12 protein-coding genes are annotated in these 15,251 nt (G+C 61.6%); 8 read left to right on the top strand and 4 right to left on the bottom strand.

What is annotated here, in order from left to right:
• The 6 genes from C0V73_RS05660 to C0V73_RS05685 all read left to right on the top strand — a co-directional run bounded on the left by C0V73_RS05660 (nt 1) and on the right by C0V73_RS05685 (nt 8,993).
• Nucleotides 1–3,072 (top strand): efflux RND transporter permease subunit, encoded by a 3,072-nt coding sequence (locus tag C0V73_RS05660; protein ID WP_102019042.1) that lies wholly within the window; start codon nt 1–3, stop codon nt 3,070–3,072.
• Between the two features lie 533 nt (nt 3,073–3,605).
• Nucleotides 3,606–5,204 carry an ABC transporter substrate-binding protein gene (locus C0V73_RS05665; RefSeq protein WP_102019043.1) on the top strand — a complete coding sequence of 533 codons (1,599 nt, stop codon included), beginning with the start codon at nt 3,606–3,608 and terminating at the stop codon, nt 5,202–5,204.
• A 162-nt stretch (nt 5,205–5,366) separates the two neighbouring features.
• Nucleotides 5,367–6,371, top strand: a complete 1,005-nt coding sequence (locus tag C0V73_RS05670; protein WP_102019044.1) for an ABC transporter permease subunit — start codon at nt 5,367–5,369, stop codon at nt 6,369–6,371.
• A gap of 14 nt (nt 6,372–6,385) precedes the next feature.
• On the top strand, nt 6,386–7,294 hold the full coding sequence (locus C0V73_RS05675; RefSeq protein WP_102019045.1) for an ABC transporter permease subunit: 909 nt from the start codon (nt 6,386–6,388) through the stop codon (nt 7,292–7,294).
• Nucleotides 7,295–7,296: 2 nt separating this feature from the next.
• Nucleotides 7,297–8,145: an ABC transporter ATP-binding protein gene (locus tag C0V73_RS05680; RefSeq protein ID WP_102019046.1), complete on the top strand. Its 849-nt coding sequence runs from the start codon at nt 7,297–7,299 to the stop codon at nt 8,143–8,145.
• Nucleotides 8,142–8,993, top strand: a complete 852-nt coding sequence (locus C0V73_RS05685; RefSeq protein ID WP_102019047.1) for a dipeptide ABC transporter ATP-binding protein — start codon at nt 8,142–8,144, stop codon at nt 8,991–8,993. The genes C0V73_RS05680 and C0V73_RS05685 overlap by 4 nt, the downstream gene beginning before the upstream one ends.
• A gap of 51 nt (nt 8,994–9,044) precedes the next feature.
• Here the strand turns inward: C0V73_RS05685 and C0V73_RS05690 are convergent, their stop codons facing one another.
• Both C0V73_RS05690 and C0V73_RS05695 read right to left on the bottom strand, forming a co-directional pair.
• On the bottom strand, nt 9,045–10,757 hold the full coding sequence (locus tag C0V73_RS05690) for an alpha/beta hydrolase (protein ID WP_102019048.1): 1,713 nt from the start codon (nt 10,755–10,757) through the stop codon (nt 9,045–9,047).
• Nucleotides 10,758–10,962: 205 nt separating this feature from the next.
• On the bottom strand, nt 10,963–11,433 hold the full coding sequence (locus tag C0V73_RS05695) for an Lrp/AsnC family transcriptional regulator (protein ID WP_102019049.1): 471 nt from the start codon (nt 11,431–11,433) through the stop codon (nt 10,963–10,965).
• 166 nt (nt 11,434–11,599) lie between these two features.
• Between C0V73_RS05695 and C0V73_RS05700 the strand changes: the two genes are divergently transcribed.
• Both C0V73_RS05700 and C0V73_RS05705 read left to right on the top strand, forming a co-directional pair.
• Nucleotides 11,600–12,772, top strand: coding sequence for an amino acid aminotransferase (locus C0V73_RS05700; protein WP_102019050.1), 1,173 nt, complete (start codon nt 11,600–11,602; stop codon nt 12,770–12,772).
• 4 nt (nt 12,773–12,776) lie between these two features.
• Nucleotides 12,777–13,403: a YitT family protein gene (locus C0V73_RS05705; protein ID WP_102019051.1), complete on the top strand. Its 627-nt coding sequence runs from the start codon at nt 12,777–12,779 to the stop codon at nt 13,401–13,403.
• Between the two features lie 15 nt (nt 13,404–13,418).
• On the opposite strand, the gene C0V73_RS05710 is transcribed toward C0V73_RS05705, so the two are convergent.
• On the bottom strand, nt 13,419–14,171 hold the full coding sequence (locus C0V73_RS05710) for an ABC transporter ATP-binding protein (RefSeq protein WP_102019052.1): 753 nt from the start codon (nt 14,169–14,171) through the stop codon (nt 13,419–13,421).
• Complete coding sequence (locus C0V73_RS05715) at nt 14,165–15,229, bottom strand: iron ABC transporter permease (protein ID WP_102019053.1); 1,065 nt, start codon at nt 15,227–15,229, stop codon at nt 14,165–14,167. Before C0V73_RS05715 ends, C0V73_RS05710 begins: the two co-directional genes overlap by 7 nt.
• Nucleotides 15,230–15,251 lie beyond the last annotated feature (22 nt).

Below are 15,251 nucleotides of genomic sequence, written 5' to 3' on the forward strand. Positions count from 1 at the left end.
ATGACACACTCTCCTGCAGAGCCGGGCTCGTTCAACCTGTCCCGCTGGGCGATCGGCCATCCGAGCATCGCGCGCTTCCTCTTCGGCCTGATCCTGCTGACGGGCCTCTTCGGGCTGATGCGCATGGGGCAGAAGGAAGATCCCGATTTCACCTTCCGTGTGATGGTGGTTCAGGCCTTCTGGCCGGGCGCTTCGCTGACCGACATGCAGGACCAGGTGGTCAACAAGATTGAGCGCAAGCTGCAGGAAACGCCTTATCTCGACTGGGTAAAGTCCTACACGCGCCCGGGCTCCGCGATCATCACCCTGCAGGTCAAGGGCAACACGGATGCCAACGATGTGGCAGATGCCTTCTACCAGGTCCGCAAGAAGGTCGGCGACATCGAGAACGAGCTGCCGGAAGGCTTGCTCGGCCCCTATTTCAACGATGAATTCGGCGATACCTATATCACGCTCTACGCCCTGACCGGCGATGGCTACACCTATCCGGAGCTGAAGCAATATGCCATCCAGGCCCGTGACGTGCTGCTCTCGACCCAGGGTGTCGAAAAGGCCGTCATCCTGGGCGACCAGCCACAGAAAATCTTCATCGAGGTCTCGTCCAAGGCGCTGGCCGAGCGTGGCCTCACCTTCGCTGATCTGCAGAACGCGCTGGCCGGACAAAATGCCATCGATGCGACAGGGTCCATCGATACCGGGTCGCGCTCCGTGCGCATCTCGGTCGACGGTGGCTTCTCGGCGGCTGAGGACATTCGTGAGCTTCGGCTGAATTCCGGCAGCCAGGTGACGCGCCTCGGCGACATCGCCACAGTGACAGAAGGTCTGGAAGATCCCTATCAGCGCAAATTCCGGTTCAACGGCAAGGATTCCGTCCAGGTCGGCGTGGTCATGGCCAAGGGCTTCAAGGTCACCGACGTCGGCGATGCCGTGGAGCAGACTTTGGAGCGCTTCGAGGGCACCCTGCCGATCGGCCTCGAGGTCTCGCAGATCTCCAATCAGCCCGAAGTCGTGCGCGAAGCGATTGGCGAGTTCATGAAAGCTCTCGGAGAGGCGCTTCTGATCGTTCTCGTCGTCTCCTTCGTGTCGATCGGCTGGCGCTCTGGTCTGGTGATCGCCATCGCCATCCCACTGGTGCTCGCTGCCACCTTCGCCGTGATGTACGAATTCGGGCTCGATCTGCAGCGCATCTCACTCGGCGCTCTGATCATTGCGCTTGGTCTGCTCGTCGACGACGCCATGATCGTTGTCGAGATGATGGAGCGAAAGCTGGAGGAGGGGCTCAACAAGCTCGATGCGGCGAGTTTTGCCTATTCGTCGACAGCCTTCCCGATGCTGACCGGCACGTTGATCACCACGGCGGGTTTTATCCCCGTGGGCTTTGCGGAATCCACCGCCGGTGAATATGTCCGCTCGCTCTTTTATGTGGTCGGCATATCGCTGGTCATCTCCTGGTTCGTCGCGGTCTATTTCACGCCCTGGCTCGGCTACATGATCCTCAAGCAGAGGACGCATACCGGCGGCCATCACGACGCTTTCGACACAGCCTTTTACCGCCGCCTGCGTTCGGTCGTGTCCTGGGCCGTCGAGCATCGCATCATCGTCATCGGCTCGACGCTCGCAATCTTTGCGGTCAGTCTGTGGTCCTTCCAGTTCATCCCGAAGAACTTCTTTCCGCAGTCCTCGCGCCCGGAAATCCTCGTCGACATGTGGTTGCCCGAGGGAACCTCGATCAAGGAGGTCGAAGCCGAGGCGAAACGCCTGGAAACCGCGATCCTCGCCGATGAGGACCAGCGTTTTGTTGCAACCTATGTCGGGGAGGGGGCGCCGCGCTTCTTCCTGCCGCTCGACCAGCAGCTGCGCAACCCGAACTATGCCCAGCTTCTGGTCATGGCGAGGGACGAAGAGGCCCGTGAAAGGCTGATCACCAAGCTCCGGATGATGCTGGCCGAAGAATTCCCCTCGGTGCGTGGCAAGGTCGATCGCCTCTTCCTCGGCCCGCCGACGGGATGGGCCGTCCAGATGCGCGTGAGCGGTCCCGAGCGTGAAGAGGTCCGCCGCATCGCCGATCAGGTGAAGGCGCGGTTCAGCCAGAACGAACTGCTGCAAGCCGTGCATGACGACTGGCTGGAGCCGGTTCCCTCGATGACGCTGGTCGTCGACCAGGATCGTGCCCGGGCACTCGGCGTGTCCTCGCAGCGCCTGCGCCAGATGCTGCAGGCGACAATGAGCGGCGCGCCGCTGGCCGATGTCCGGGCTGGTGAAGAAACGATTTCGATCGTTGCGCGCGAACCGGAGGAGAGCCGCCGCCTGCTGACGGCCGTGAATTCGATCTATGTGCCGACGGATCTGGGCGCATTCATTCCGCTGTCACAGATAGCCCGGGTCGTGCCGACGCTCGAGCAGGGCATCGAATGGCGGCGCAACCGTCTGCCGACGATTACCGTTCGTGCAACGCTGCCGGATGGCGTCCAGTCGAACGACGTGACCCTGAAGATGTTCTCGGAAATGCAGTCGCTGCGCGACAGCCTGCCCGCGGGCTATTCCATCGAGATCCAGGGTGGTGCGGAAGACAGTGCCGAGAGCCAGAACTCGATTGCGGCCAAGGCCCCGATCATGTTGCTTGTCATTGTCGTGCTGCTGATGGTTCAGCTCCAGCACTTCGGCAAGGCGATGCTGGTGCTCGCAACCGGTCCGCTCGGGATCATCGGCGCTGCCGCTGCCTTGCTGATCTCGGGCGCCCCTTTCGGCTTCGTCGCGATCCTCGGCGTCATCGCTCTGCTCGGGATCATCATCCGTAACTCGATCATCCTGATCGACCAGATCGACCAGGACATCGCGGCCGGCATGGATCGTCGAGAAGCGATCATTGGCTCCGCCGTGCGCCGCTTCCGGCCGATCATGCTGACGGCGCTCACGGCGGTTCTCGCGCTCATCCCGATCTCCCGCGGCATCTTCTGGGGTCCGCTCGCCTACGCGATGATGGGCGGTATCCTGGTTGCGACTGTGCTCACCATTCTGGTGCTGCCGGCTGCCTATGCGTTCTTCTTCGGTCGCTCTCCCCACACAGCGTGACCGAAAGAGAGGAGGAGGGGTTCCCCAAGTCCCTCCTCCTCTCCCCCTTGATTCACAGGGCGGACGCCCGTCCGATATGTTCTTTTTTTTGATCGGTTGATAAATTTTTGTCGCGTTGCTACATCGGCACCGTCAGGCAGTCATGAGTTTTCTTTTTGCGACTCGCAAAGCGTGAGGCCTTGATTCTGCGGCACTATCTTGAATCGCTAACTTTTGATGGCTTCATTAGCTGATCGCCATTCCGACAAAATTTCCGCACTGCATCGAAGCTATTGTGGCGAAAACCAGACCAATTCTGTGACGGAATTGAGCCGAATCTCTCTTTACAACGTTTCCGAAGGCGATAAGACACTGCGTCAGTGATCAGATGGATGGTCTTTGCCGCTTGTCAGTTTACGACGCGCGACTGCCGTCCTTCGATCGCCGGAAGACCGGTTGAAACCCGACCTTCTCAAAACACGGGCGCGATCCACGCGCCGCGGGACCAAAAGAACCGGCGAAGGCATCTGCCTTTCGCCTTTGGGAGACTGCTCATGAAAACCAAGTTCGCACTTGCCGCCGCAGCACTTGCCGCGGCCACCTTTCTGTCGGGTGCTGCCAGCGCCAAGACCTTTGTCTACTGCTCGGAAGGTTCGCCTGAGGGCTTCGACCCCGGCATGTACACCGCCGGCACTACCTTCGATGCCTCTGCGCATCCGATCTACAGCCGCCTGATGGAATTCAAGCCCGGCACGACCGAAGCTGAAGCCGGCCTGGCCGAGAGCTACGAAGTCAACGCTGAAGGCACCGAATACACCTTCAAGCTGCGTTCGGGCGTCAAGTTCCACACCACCGAGTTCTTCACCCCGTCGCGCGAATTCAACGCTGACGACGTCGTGTTCTCGCTGGAGCGTCAGCTGAAGGCTGATCATCCGTGGAACCAGTATGTTGCTGGCACTTCCTGGGAATATGCCGCAGGCATGGGCTTCCCCGAGCTGATCAAGTCGATCGAAAAGGTCGATGACATGACCGTCAAGATCACGCTCAACAAGCCGGAAGCACCGTTCCTCGCGAACCTCGCAATGCCGTTCGCGTCGATCGTGTCGAAGGAATACGCCGACAAGCTCGAAGCTGAAGGCAAGAAGGAACAGCTGAACCAGATGCCGGTCGGCACGGGTCCGTTCTCCTTCGTCGGTTACCAGCAGGACGCCGTCATCCGCTACAAGAAGAACGCCGACTACTGGGGTGGCGCGCCGAAGATCGACGATCTCGTCTTCGCGATCACCACGGACGCCGCTGTTCGTTACCAGAAGCTCAAGGCTGGCGAATGCCACCTGATGCCGTTCCCGAACGCTGCCGACGTTGAGACCATGAAGTCCGACCCGGCTCTGACGGTTATGGAGCAGGAAGGCCTGAACGTGGCTTACCTCGCCTACAACACGACCCAGGCTCCGTTCGACAAGCCGGAAGTCCGCAAGGCTCTGAACAAGGCGATCAACAAGGAAGCCATCGTCGATGCCGTATTCCAGGGCATGGCGACACCGGCTAAGAACCCGATCCCGCCGACAATGTGGTCCTACAACCAGTCCACCCAGGACGACGCATACGACCTGGATGCTGCCAAGAAGGAACTCGAAGCAGCTGGCGTCACCGGTCTGTCGATGAAGATCTGGGCCATGCCGGTTTCGCGTCCGTACATGCTGAACGCACGTCGCGCCGCTGAAATCATGCAGGACGACTTCGCCAAGATCGGCGTCACCGTCGAGATCGTTTCCTACGAGTGGGCCGAATACCTCGACCGTTCGAAGGCCAAGGATCGTGACGGCGCCGTCATGCTCGGCTGGACCGGCGACAACGGCGACCCGGACAACTTCCTCGACACGCTGCTCGGCTGCGAAGCTGTTGGCGGCAACAACCGCGCTCAGTGGTGCAACGAGGAGTTCAACGCCCTGGTGAAGAAGGCCAAGGTCACCTCTGACCAGGCCGAGCGCACCAAGCTCTACGAAGAAGCACAGCTCGTCTTCAAGCGCGAAGCACCCTGGGCCACGATCGACCATTCGCTCTCGATCGTCCCGATGCGCAAGGAAGTCTCTGGCTTCGTTCAGAGCCCGCTTGGCGACTTCACCTTCGAAAACGTCGACATCGCCGAGTAATCGAAACACGCAATCTTTCGCCGCGGGCCTTGGCCCGCGGCGTTTGTCGTTGATGCGAGACCAATCTCGCGTCATGCTCGAAAGCTCAGGTGAAGCATTTCGGGTAACCACAGACGGCCTTGGTGCCGTGGTTCGACCTCCCTTAAACAACAGGTCTCACACATGTTTGGCTTTCTCCTGCGACGGCTCGCCGTCTTGATCCCGACCTTTATCGGCGTCTCGATCATTGCCTTCGCCTTCATCCGGCTTCTGCCGGGCGATCCGGTCGCGCTGCTGTCTGGCGAGCGCGTCATGTCGCCCGAGCGCCATGCGCAGATCAGCGCCCAGCTCGGCCTCGACCGTCCGCTCGTGGTGCAATATTTCGATTATCTCGGCGGCGTCCTGACCGGTGACTTCGGCACTTCGATCGTCTCGAAGAGCCCGATCATCGACCAGTTCTTCGCGCTGTTTCCGGCCACCGTTGAATTGTCGCTCTGTGCGATCCTGCTGGCCGTCGCGATCGGCGTTCCCGCCGGCATCATCGCCGCCATCAAGCGTGGCTCCGTCTTCGACCAGACCATGATGGGCATTGCCCTTGTCGGCTATTCCATGCCGATCTTCTGGTGGGGCCTTCTGTTGATGATCCTGTTCTCCGGCATCCTGCAATGGACACCGGTATCGGGTCGGATCTCGCTGATGTTCTTCTTCCCGCCGGTCACGGGCTTCATGCTGATCGACAGCCTGCTGTCGGGCCAGAAGGGTGCCTTCGGCTCGGCCGTAAGCCACCTGATCCTGCCCTCGATCGTGCTCGCCACCATCCCGCTCGCTGTTATCGCGCGCCAGACCCGCTCGGCCATGCTTGAGGTGCTGTCGGAAGACTATATCCGCACGGCACGCGCCAAGGGCCTTTCGCCCTTCCGCGTCGTCGGTCTGCATGCACTGCGCAACGCCATGATCCCGGTCATCACCACGATCGGTCTGCAGATCGGCGTCATGCTCGCAGGCGCCATCCTCACCGAGACGATCTTCTCCTGGCCGGGCATCGGCAAGTGGATGGTCGACAGTGTGTTCCGCCGTGACTACCCGGTCATCCAGGGAGGCCTCCTCCTGATTGCCGGCATCATCATGGTCGTGAACCTCATCGTCGACCTGCTCTACGGCCTGATCAACCCGCGCATCCGCCACTAGAAGGATAAAGTCCCATGGCAGAGACACCAACCAGCCAGCCGGTTTCGAGCGCTCAGATGCGCCGCCAGATGCTGGCCGAATTCTGGTTCTACTTCTCCGAAAACCGCGGCGCCGTGATCGGCCTCGTCGTCTTCGTCGCCCTCGTGCTGATCGCCGTCTTCGCCGACGTGATCGCACCCCATTCGCCGTTCGAGCAGTATCGCGAAGCGGTTCTGCTTCCGCCGGCCTGGCTTGAGGGCGGCAACTGGAGCTTCGTGCTCGGCACCGATCCGGTCGGCCGCGACATTCTCTCGCGCCTGATCTACGGCTCCCAGTATTCGCTCTTCATCGGCGTCTTCGTCACGACCCTGTCGCTGACGACAGGCATCGCGATCGGCGTCATCGCCGGTTACTACGGCGGCTGGCTCGACACCGCGATCATGCGCCTGATGGACATCATCCTGGCTTTCCCGTCGCTGCTGCTGGCACTCGTGCTCGTCGCGATCCTGGGACCAGGCCTCACAAACGGCATGATCGCGATCGCGCTCGTCCTGCAGCCGCATTTCGTCCGTCTGACGCGTGCAGCCGTCATGTCGGAAAAGACTCGTGACTATGTGACGGCGGCACGGCTTGCCGGTGCAAGCCCGCTTCGCCTGATGTTCAAGACGATCCTGCCGAACTGCATGGCACCGCTGATCGTCCAGGCGACGCTTTCTTTCTCGAACGCCATCCTCGATGCAGCCGCCCTCGGCTTCCTCGGCATGGGCGCCCAGCCGCCGGCTCCGGAATGGGGCACGATGCTCGCCGAAGCGCGCGAGTTCATCCTGCGCGCCTGGTGGGTTGTCACCTTCCCGGGTCTTGCCATCCTGATCACCGTTCTCGCCATCAACCTCATGGGTGACGGCCTGCGCGATGCGCTCGATCCCAAGCTGAAGAGGTCCTGATCATGGCACTTCTCGATATCCAGAATCTCACCGTCCAGTTCGAGACGGCCAGCGGTTGGTTCAAGGCGGTCGACGGCGTCTCGCTGTCGGTCGAGCCGGGCGAAGTTCTCGCCATCGTCGGCGAGAGCGGCTCCGGCAAGTCGGTTGCCATGCTCGCCGTCATGGGCCTTCTGCCCTGGACTGCGAAGATTACCGCCGACAAGATGGAATTCCAGGGCCGCGACATCCAGAAGATCTCGGCCGCCGAACGGCGCAAGCTGATCGGCAAGGATGTAGCTATGATCTTCCAGGAGCCGGTCGCAAGCCTCAATCCTTGCTTCACCGTCGGCTTCCAGATCGAGGAAGTCCTGCGCCTGCACATGGGCCTCGGCAAGAAGGAGCGCCACAAGCGCGCCATCGAGCTGTTCAAGCTGGTCGGCCTGCCTGATCCGGCGGAGCGCCTCAACCACTTCCCGCACCAGATGTCGGGTGGTCAGTGCCAGCGCGTGATGATCGCAATCGCCATCGCCTGCAATCCGAAGCTCCTGATCGCCGACGAGCCGACCACGGCACTCGACGTGACGATCCAGAAGCAGATCCTCGATCTCTTGATGAAGCTCCAGGCCGAGACCGGCATGGGCCTCATCATGATCACCCACGACATGGGCGTGGTGGCCGAGACCGCCGACCGCGTCATCGTCCAGTACAAGGGAAAGAAGATGGAGGAAGCCGACGTGCTCTCGCTCTTCGAAAACCCGACGAACCCCTATACCCGCGCGCTGCTATCCGCACTTCCGGAAAACGCCACCGGCGACCGCCTGACCACGGTCTCCGACTTCCTGGCCGCCGCTGAAACGGGAGGTGCCGCATGACCGCCGCAATCCAAACCCCGATGCTCGAGATCCGCGGCATCAAGCGCGACTACAGCGTGCCGCAGGGCATGTTCAAGCAGGACAAGATCGTCCATGCGGTGAAGGGCGTCTCTTTCAAGCTCGACAAGGGCAAGACGCTCGCCATCGTCGGCGAAAGCGGCTGCGGCAAGTCGACCCTTGCCCGCATCCTGACCTTCATTGACGAACCGACGGCAGGTGAACTGCTGATCGATGGCCAGAAGGTGGATACCCGTCCCGGCCACCTGACAGCCGACATGCGCCAGAAGGTGCAGATCGTCTTCCAGAATCCCTATGGCTCGCTCAACCCGCGCCAGAAGATCGGCGATGTGCTCGGCGAACCGCTGCTCATCAACACCAAGATGAGCGCTGCCGAACGGCGCGAACGGGCAACCGAGATGCTGGTCAAGGTTGGCCTCGGTCCGGAGCACTACAACCGGTACCCGCACATGTTCTCTGGCGGCCAGCGTCAGCGCATCGCGATTGCCCGCGCCCTGATGCTCAATCCGAAGCTGCTGGTGCTCGACGAGCCTGTCTCGGCGCTCGACCTCTCGGTTCAGGCTCAGGTGCTCAATCTGCTCGCCGACCTGCAGGAAGAGTTTGGCCTCACTTACGTCTTCATCAGCCACGACCTCTCGGTCGTTCGCTACATCGCCGACGAGGTGATGGTAATGTATTACGGCGAGGCGGTCGAATACGGCACGCGCGATGCGGTCTTCTCCGACCCGCAGCACGAATACACCCGCACTCTCTTCACCGCGACGCCGCGTGCTGACGTGGAATCGATCCGCGCCCGCATGGCAAAGCGCAAGCTGGTCGTATCAGGCTGATTGAAATGACAAGGCTGGAGGGAGCGTCTTCGAGACGGCTCCCTCTGGCCATCAACCCCGCCTTGATGACTCCACCGCCGCCTCGGCGAGGATGTCGATGAGCTGCCGACGGATGGCGGGTGGGCTCAGCGTATGGTCGGCGTTTTCCAAGAGAATATGCTTCAAGCCCTGAAAGGCACGCTGCCCGGATAGCGACTTGCCGAAATAGAGCTGCTGTTGGTCGAGGCTGCCATCGGTGCGGCATGAGATGAAGGTGACCGGAACCTTCCGCTCCTCCAGTCGCCTCAGGATGCCGAACAACTGGCCGCGCAAGCGTCCGAGTTTGGTCAGTCCTCCGAGATAGGGGGAGACCCCGCGCGAAAGCCTGTCCTTGGCGTGGCTGGCAATGTTTCGAGCCGCCTTGGGAACGTCCACGTCACCGCTCAGAACACGTTTGTAAGTGCCGAGGCTGAAGGCGCGTCGCTTGTAGTCGCTGAGCGGACGCGCACCCGCCATCAGCAGCGATTCCACATCCTCGTCGGGATCGAGCACGAGCCGCAGCTGATTGATCGAGACGATGCCCGCCACCTCCGAATTGGCAGCCCCGGCATACAGAGCCGAATGCGCCCCGCTGCAAATGCCGGCGAGAAGGATCGGTGCCTTGCTCATGCTCCGGACATGGCGGATGACGGCCTGCACGTCGTTCAATTGCGTCTCGGAATAGACGACCTGATCGGGCTCGCGCGGGTCGGCGGGGCTTTCGCCGATATTGGAGAGATCCACCCGGAACGTTGCAAGGCCTTGATGCGCAAGCGTCCGTGCGGTGTCGACCCAGATATTGCCCCAGCCGTTATGCGGTGCATAGGCCATGTTGAGCAGAATGATCACGGCGCTTTCGGTGCCGGATGCAGGCTGGCACAAGACACCGAAGAGACGTGTATCGACGATCTCCGCCTGCTCACGGAACGAGGTTGTGCTGAGCATCATAGGCTCAGCCTCCACCGCATCGGAAGGTCTGGAAACGGCCTCGGCCGGGATGGCCCGGTTGAACCAGTCCCCAATCGTCTCGATCAGCGCCATCGGCATAGGCGATGTGACGACCCCGTCCAGCATGGCGCCATAGCCGGTGAACTCCGTGCAGGTGACGGAAGCTCCGGCAGCGCTCAGCGCCTCCGCGAGGTCCCGGTCGGCGGCATTTTCCGGCCTGGCCAGAACGAGCACAGGCAGGTTGGGCGAGACGGTATCGACCGCCACCGTGACGGCCTTCAGGTCGGCAGCCAGCTGCGGGTCCATGATGAAGGAGGCAAGCACGGTCGAACCCGGCGGATAACCGAAGTCGATGCCAATCCCGTCCTCGATAACCTTTTCCCGGAGCGCCACCTCGCGGAGATAGCGCCGTCCGCTGAGGGCTGAGGCCGCAAGCATATAGCCGGCCAGTTTATCGTCTTGCCGTCCGGCCTGGAGCGCGACCGCAGCACCGATGCCCATGCCGTAATAGAGGATCTGCGTACACCCGGTTCGGCTGCGCAGTTCCGCCGCTGCTTGGACCGCGGCGTTGACCCAGGTCGCAAAGGTCGCTCCTTCCTCGACCGGCAGTGAATCGCCTTCGCCGGGATAGTCGAAGCGGATCGAGGGAAATCCCCGGCGGGCGAGGTCGTCTGCGATCAGCCGATGAAACTTGACCGTACACAGCGCATCGAAGCCCCAGGGCGAGCAGAACACGACCCCTGTGGAACCCGACGCATGATGCAAATGCCCCATCACGCCGTCCATCGTCACCGCCATGGCAGGAGAGGGTCCGGTGCCGTGCAAGAGGCTTGGATTTCCGCGTGCGAGGTCAGATTGCGTCAAGGAGGCTACCATGGGGTCTGAAGTCAGAAACGAGCGCGCCCGTACCAGCGCTCACCATGGACAAAACCCCTTAACACATTAGCAAAGCCCGAGCGGAAATTCGCATCTCAAAGCTTCCAGATCGTGGCATTGCGTTCCTTCAGGGCAGGTAGCCATGAGAGATTTTCGGGCTGTCGAAGACCATGGTCGACCGGATGGTCTTGATCTCCGCCAGCCGATCGAACTCCTGCCAGATTAGCCGCTTGAAGTCGGCCATGTCGCGCACGGAGATCTTCAGCAGAAAATCGAAATCTCCTGCCACCGCATGGATCTCCACGACCTCCGACAGCTTGCCGACATGCTCGATGAAGCGCTCCCCGACCTGAGGCGTGGTACGGTCGAGGGTGATTTCCACATAGGCCTGCAAGCCGAGCCCCACGCGCGAAGGCTCGATGATCACAGCCTGGCGGATAATGCCGCTCGAATAGAGCCGTGCGAGGCGTCTTGACAGTGGTGCAGCTGTAAGGCCGACCTTCTCCGACAGTTCCGCATTGTTCAGGCTCGCGTCGTCGAGCAGGCAGGCAATGATCCTGCGATCGATCTTGTCCAATGTGATAGCGCCGGCTTCCATCATTTCTCTCATTTGAGCGGATGTACGCAAATTTCTATCGCATAATAACGCATAGCCGCAATAACCTAGGCATCAGCATCTGCCCGATGCCGAAATCCGCAGAGACTTTGCGCGCAATTATTGATATCTCTATCCGAGCACAATCGCTCTTCGATGAAGGTTCCCGATGTTCGACAAGCTCGCCTCCCAGCCCAATGACCCGCTGCTTGCCCTGATCGGGCTCTACAATGCCGATGAACGCAGCGACAAGATCGACCTTGGCGTCGGCGTCTATCGCGACGATCTCGGCCGCACGCCGGTGATGCGGTCGGTCAAGGCTGCGGAGAAGGAACTCCTGGAGAAACAGGAAAGTAAGTCCTACGTCGCGCCGGAAGGCGACCGCGTGTTTCTCGAGCTGCTCTGGGATCTCGTCGGCGGCAAGGGGCATGGCAAGTTTGCAGCCGGCGTCCAGACACCCGGCGGCTCCGGCGCGCTACGCCTCGCTTCTGACCTCATTGCACGCGCCGGAAGCGGCCGCCTGCATCTGGGCCTGCCGAGCTGGCCGAACCATGCCGGCATCTTCGGCGCCACCGGCCTTGCCGTCGAAACCTATCCGTATTTCGATGTGCCGACCCAGGATGTGCGTTTCGCAAGCATGATGAAGGCGCTCAGCAGCGCGCCCCGTGGTGATGCTGTGCTTATCCATGCAAGCTGCCACAACCCGACCGGTGCTGCCCTCACCGCGGCACAATGGGATGAACTTGCCGCCGTGATTGCGGAGCGGCGTCTCATACCGTTGATCGATTCCGCCTATCAGGGCTTCGGCGTCGGTATCGAGGAAGACGTCGCCGGCCTGCGCACGATCATTGCGGCCGCACCTGAAGCACTCGTCGCTGTCTCCTGCTCCAAGTCTTTCGGCATCTACCGCGAGCGCACGGGCGCGATCTTTGCCGTCGCCGAGACCCAGGAAGCGGCCGATACTGCCCGCTCCAACCTCGTGACCATGGCCCGCACCAGCTACTCGATGCCGCCTGACCATGGCGCTGCCGTTGTCCGCACGATCCTCTCGACGGAGAGCCTGCGCCAGGATTGGATCGAGGAACTGAACAGCATGCGCGACCGACTGAACGGCCTGCGCCGCGAGCTGGCGGCAGCACTCGGGGAAGGGTGGCAGCTGGCGCCGCAGATCGCCGAACAGCAGGGTATGTTCTCGCTGCTGCCTCTCAAGGAAGCCGATGTTCTGTCATTGCGCAAACATCACGGCATCTACATGCCGACCTCCGGGCGCATCAACATTGCGGGCCTGAAAAGCGCTGACATCCCGCGCGTCGCCAATGTGCTGAAACCGCTTCTGGGCTGAGATCATGGCGACCACCACCGTGAACCAGGCGGGCGCCGAGCGCCATCGCCTCTATGAAGACGTGCTTGCGATGATCTCGGGCACGATGTTCGTGTCGCTCGGCACGCTGATCTATACCGAAACCATGCTGACGGTCGGTTCGAGCGCCGGCCTTGCCCTGCTTCTGTCCTATGTCAGTGGCTGGGGCTTCGGTGTGATCTTCTTCGTCGTCAATCTGCCCTTCTACATCCTGGCCGTGAAGCGCATGGGATGGGCCTTCACGTTCAGAACCTTCACGGCCGTCGCGCTCGTGTCCGTGCTATCGAAGCTGAACAGCCAGTGGATCGACTTTTCCCATCTCGATCCGCTCTATGCCACCGTCATCGGAGGCGGGCTGATCGGCACGGGTTTGCTGATGCTCTTCCGCCACCGCACCGGCCTCGGCGGCATCAATATCCTCGCCATGTATCTGCAGGAAAAGACGGGGCTGCGCGCCGGTTACTTCCAGCTCGGCGTGGACCTGACGATCCTCGCCATAGCCTTCTTCGTGCTGCCGGCCGATCGCTTGGCGCTTTCGGTCCTCGGTGCGGCGATTGCCAACCTGATCCTGGCGATCAACCACAAGCCCGGCCGTTACATGGGGCTCAGCTGAGCGCCCGCTTCAGGTTTACGCCAGTGCTGCGTCCACGATGACGAGCGGGCGCCCTTGCGTGCAGGCTTCGATGCGGGCGTCTACGTGGTAAACGTCTCGCAGCAGGGCAGGGGTGATCACCTCGGTGGTCGGCCCGCTCGCGATCAGCCGGCCATCCGCCACCACCAGCGACTGATCGCAATAGCGCATCGCATGATTCAGGTCGTGGAGAGCGATGAGGACGGCGATCCCGCTGTCCGCTGCAAGCTTGCGCATGAACTGCAACACCTCGATCTGGCGGAAGAGATCGAGCGCTGAAGTCGGCTCGTCCATCAACAGCACTTCCGGCTTGCGAACGAGCGCCTGGGCGATCGCGACCAGCTGCCGCTGGCCACCGGAAAGTTCGCCGAGATCACGGAAGGCGAGATCGGCGATCCGCAGAGAAGCAAGAATGCGGTCGATCTCCAGAAGTTCGCTGTCAGCGACCTTCCAGCCGGAACCCTGCTTGGAGGCGAGCAGCACGCTCTCATAAACGGTGAGCACGGCATTCGCGCCGGTGTCCTGCGGCATGTAACAGATCGGCCGCAGGCTTTCCTCGCCGGTGAGATGCACGACCCCTTCGCCTTTCAGCAGTCCGGCAATCCGCTTGAACAGCGTCGACTTGCCGGCCGCATTGGGGCCGATGACCGCCGTCAGCACACCGCCTGTGATGTCGCCGGTGGTGATGTCGGCAAAGACGCGGTGCCGGCCATACTGTGCGCCGACTGCTTCGAGCCTGAGGGCTACCATGCGCGCCTCCTATTGGTGAAAATGAGGGAGAAGAAGAAGGGCACACCGACGAGTGCGGTAATCACACCGATCGGCATGATCGCGCCGGGGATGAGCATTTTGGAGACGACGGACGTCACCGAAAGCAGTAGCGCGCCGCAGAGAACGGAGCCCGGCAGGAAGAAGCGCTGGTCCTCACCAAGCAGCATGCGCGCAATATGCGGGCCGACGAGGCCGATGAAGCCGATCGTGCCGACGAAGGAGACCGGTATGGCTGCCAGCAAGCTGACGAGCAGCATGGTTTCAAGCCGAAGTGCCCGGACATTGACGCCGAAGGAGGCGGCCTTGTCGTCACCGAGCCGAAGTGCCGTGAGTGCCCATGCGCGGCGCGCAAACAGCGGTACGCAGAACACGAGAACGGCGAAGGTGACGGCGACCTTGCCCCAGGTCGCCTTCGTCAGCGATCCCATGGTCCAGAACACGACGGCGGCAAGCGCTTGTTCGGAGGCCAGATATTCGAGCAGCGAGAGCAGCGCGTTGAAGGTGAAGACCAGCGCGATACCGAGCAGCACGATGGTCTCGACCGTCACGCCACGCATGGTCGAGACGCCATAGATGAACAGCGAGGCGAGCATCGCCATCAGGAAGGCGTTGATCGGCACCATGTATTGAACCGCAGCCGGAAACACGGCGACGCCTGCGACGAGACCGAGCGCTGCGCCGAAGCCGGCCGCAGCCGAGATGCCGAGCGTAAACGGCGAGGCAAGCGGATTGGCAAGGATCGTCTGCATCTGGGCGCCCGCAAGCGACAGACAGGCGCCTACCGTCACCGCCATCAAGGCGATCGGCATGCGGATATCCCAAATGACGACGCGCAGCTGGTTACCCGCCGAGGCGGGGTCCCAGATCGTCGAAACGACTTCGGACAACGTATAGCGTGCAGGGCCATAGGCCATGTCGACGGCAATCGACAGCACCAGACAGAGTGAAAGCCCGGCAAGGATTGCCAGGCGTTTCGCCGTCAGGCTGCGATAGGTGTCGCTCGAGGCCGGAAGGGCCGTTTCGACGGTGGTAGCCATAAATCTCTTCCTGTCTTTCGTG

It is taken from the genome of Rhizobium sp. TH135 (assembly GCF_002855515.1).
Taxonomy (GTDB): Bacteria; Pseudomonadota; Alphaproteobacteria; order Rhizobiales; family Rhizobiaceae; genus Allorhizobium.

Bases quoted from the DNA above. Each gene is read 5' to 3' on its own strand.
- C0V73_RS05660 (WP_102019042.1), top strand. From the start codon at position 1: ATGACACACTCTCCTGCAGAGCCGGGCTCGTTCAACCTGTCCCGCTGG.
- C0V73_RS05665 (WP_102019043.1), top strand. From the start codon at position 3,606: ATGAAAACCAAGTTCGCACTTGCCGCCGCAGCACTTGCCGCGGCCACC.
- C0V73_RS05670 (WP_102019044.1), top strand. From the start codon at position 5,367: ATGTTTGGCTTTCTCCTGCGACGGCTCGCCGTCTTGATCCCGACCTTT.
- C0V73_RS05675 (WP_102019045.1), top strand. From the start codon at position 6,386: ATGGCAGAGACACCAACCAGCCAGCCGGTTTCGAGCGCTCAGATGCGC.
- C0V73_RS05680 (WP_102019046.1), top strand. From the start codon at position 7,297: ATGGCACTTCTCGATATCCAGAATCTCACCGTCCAGTTCGAGACGGCC.
- C0V73_RS05685 (WP_102019047.1), top strand. From the start codon at position 8,142: ATGACCGCCGCAATCCAAACCCCGATGCTCGAGATCCGCGGCATCAAG.
- C0V73_RS05690 (WP_102019048.1), bottom strand. From the start codon at position 10,757: ATGGCGGTGACGATGGACGGCGTGATGGGGCATTTGCATCATGCGTCG.
- C0V73_RS05695 (WP_102019049.1), bottom strand. From the start codon at position 11,433: ATGGAAGCCGGCGCTATCACATTGGACAAGATCGATCGCAGGATCATT.
- C0V73_RS05700 (WP_102019050.1), top strand. From the start codon at position 11,600: ATGTTCGACAAGCTCGCCTCCCAGCCCAATGACCCGCTGCTTGCCCTG.
- C0V73_RS05705 (WP_102019051.1), top strand. From the start codon at position 12,777: ATGGCGACCACCACCGTGAACCAGGCGGGCGCCGAGCGCCATCGCCTC.
- C0V73_RS05710 (WP_102019052.1), bottom strand. From the start codon at position 14,171: ATGGTAGCCCTCAGGCTCGAAGCAGTCGGCGCACAGTATGGCCGGCAC.
- C0V73_RS05715 (WP_102019053.1), bottom strand. From the start codon at position 15,229: ATGGCTACCACCGTCGAAACGGCCCTTCCGGCCTCGAGCGACACCTAT.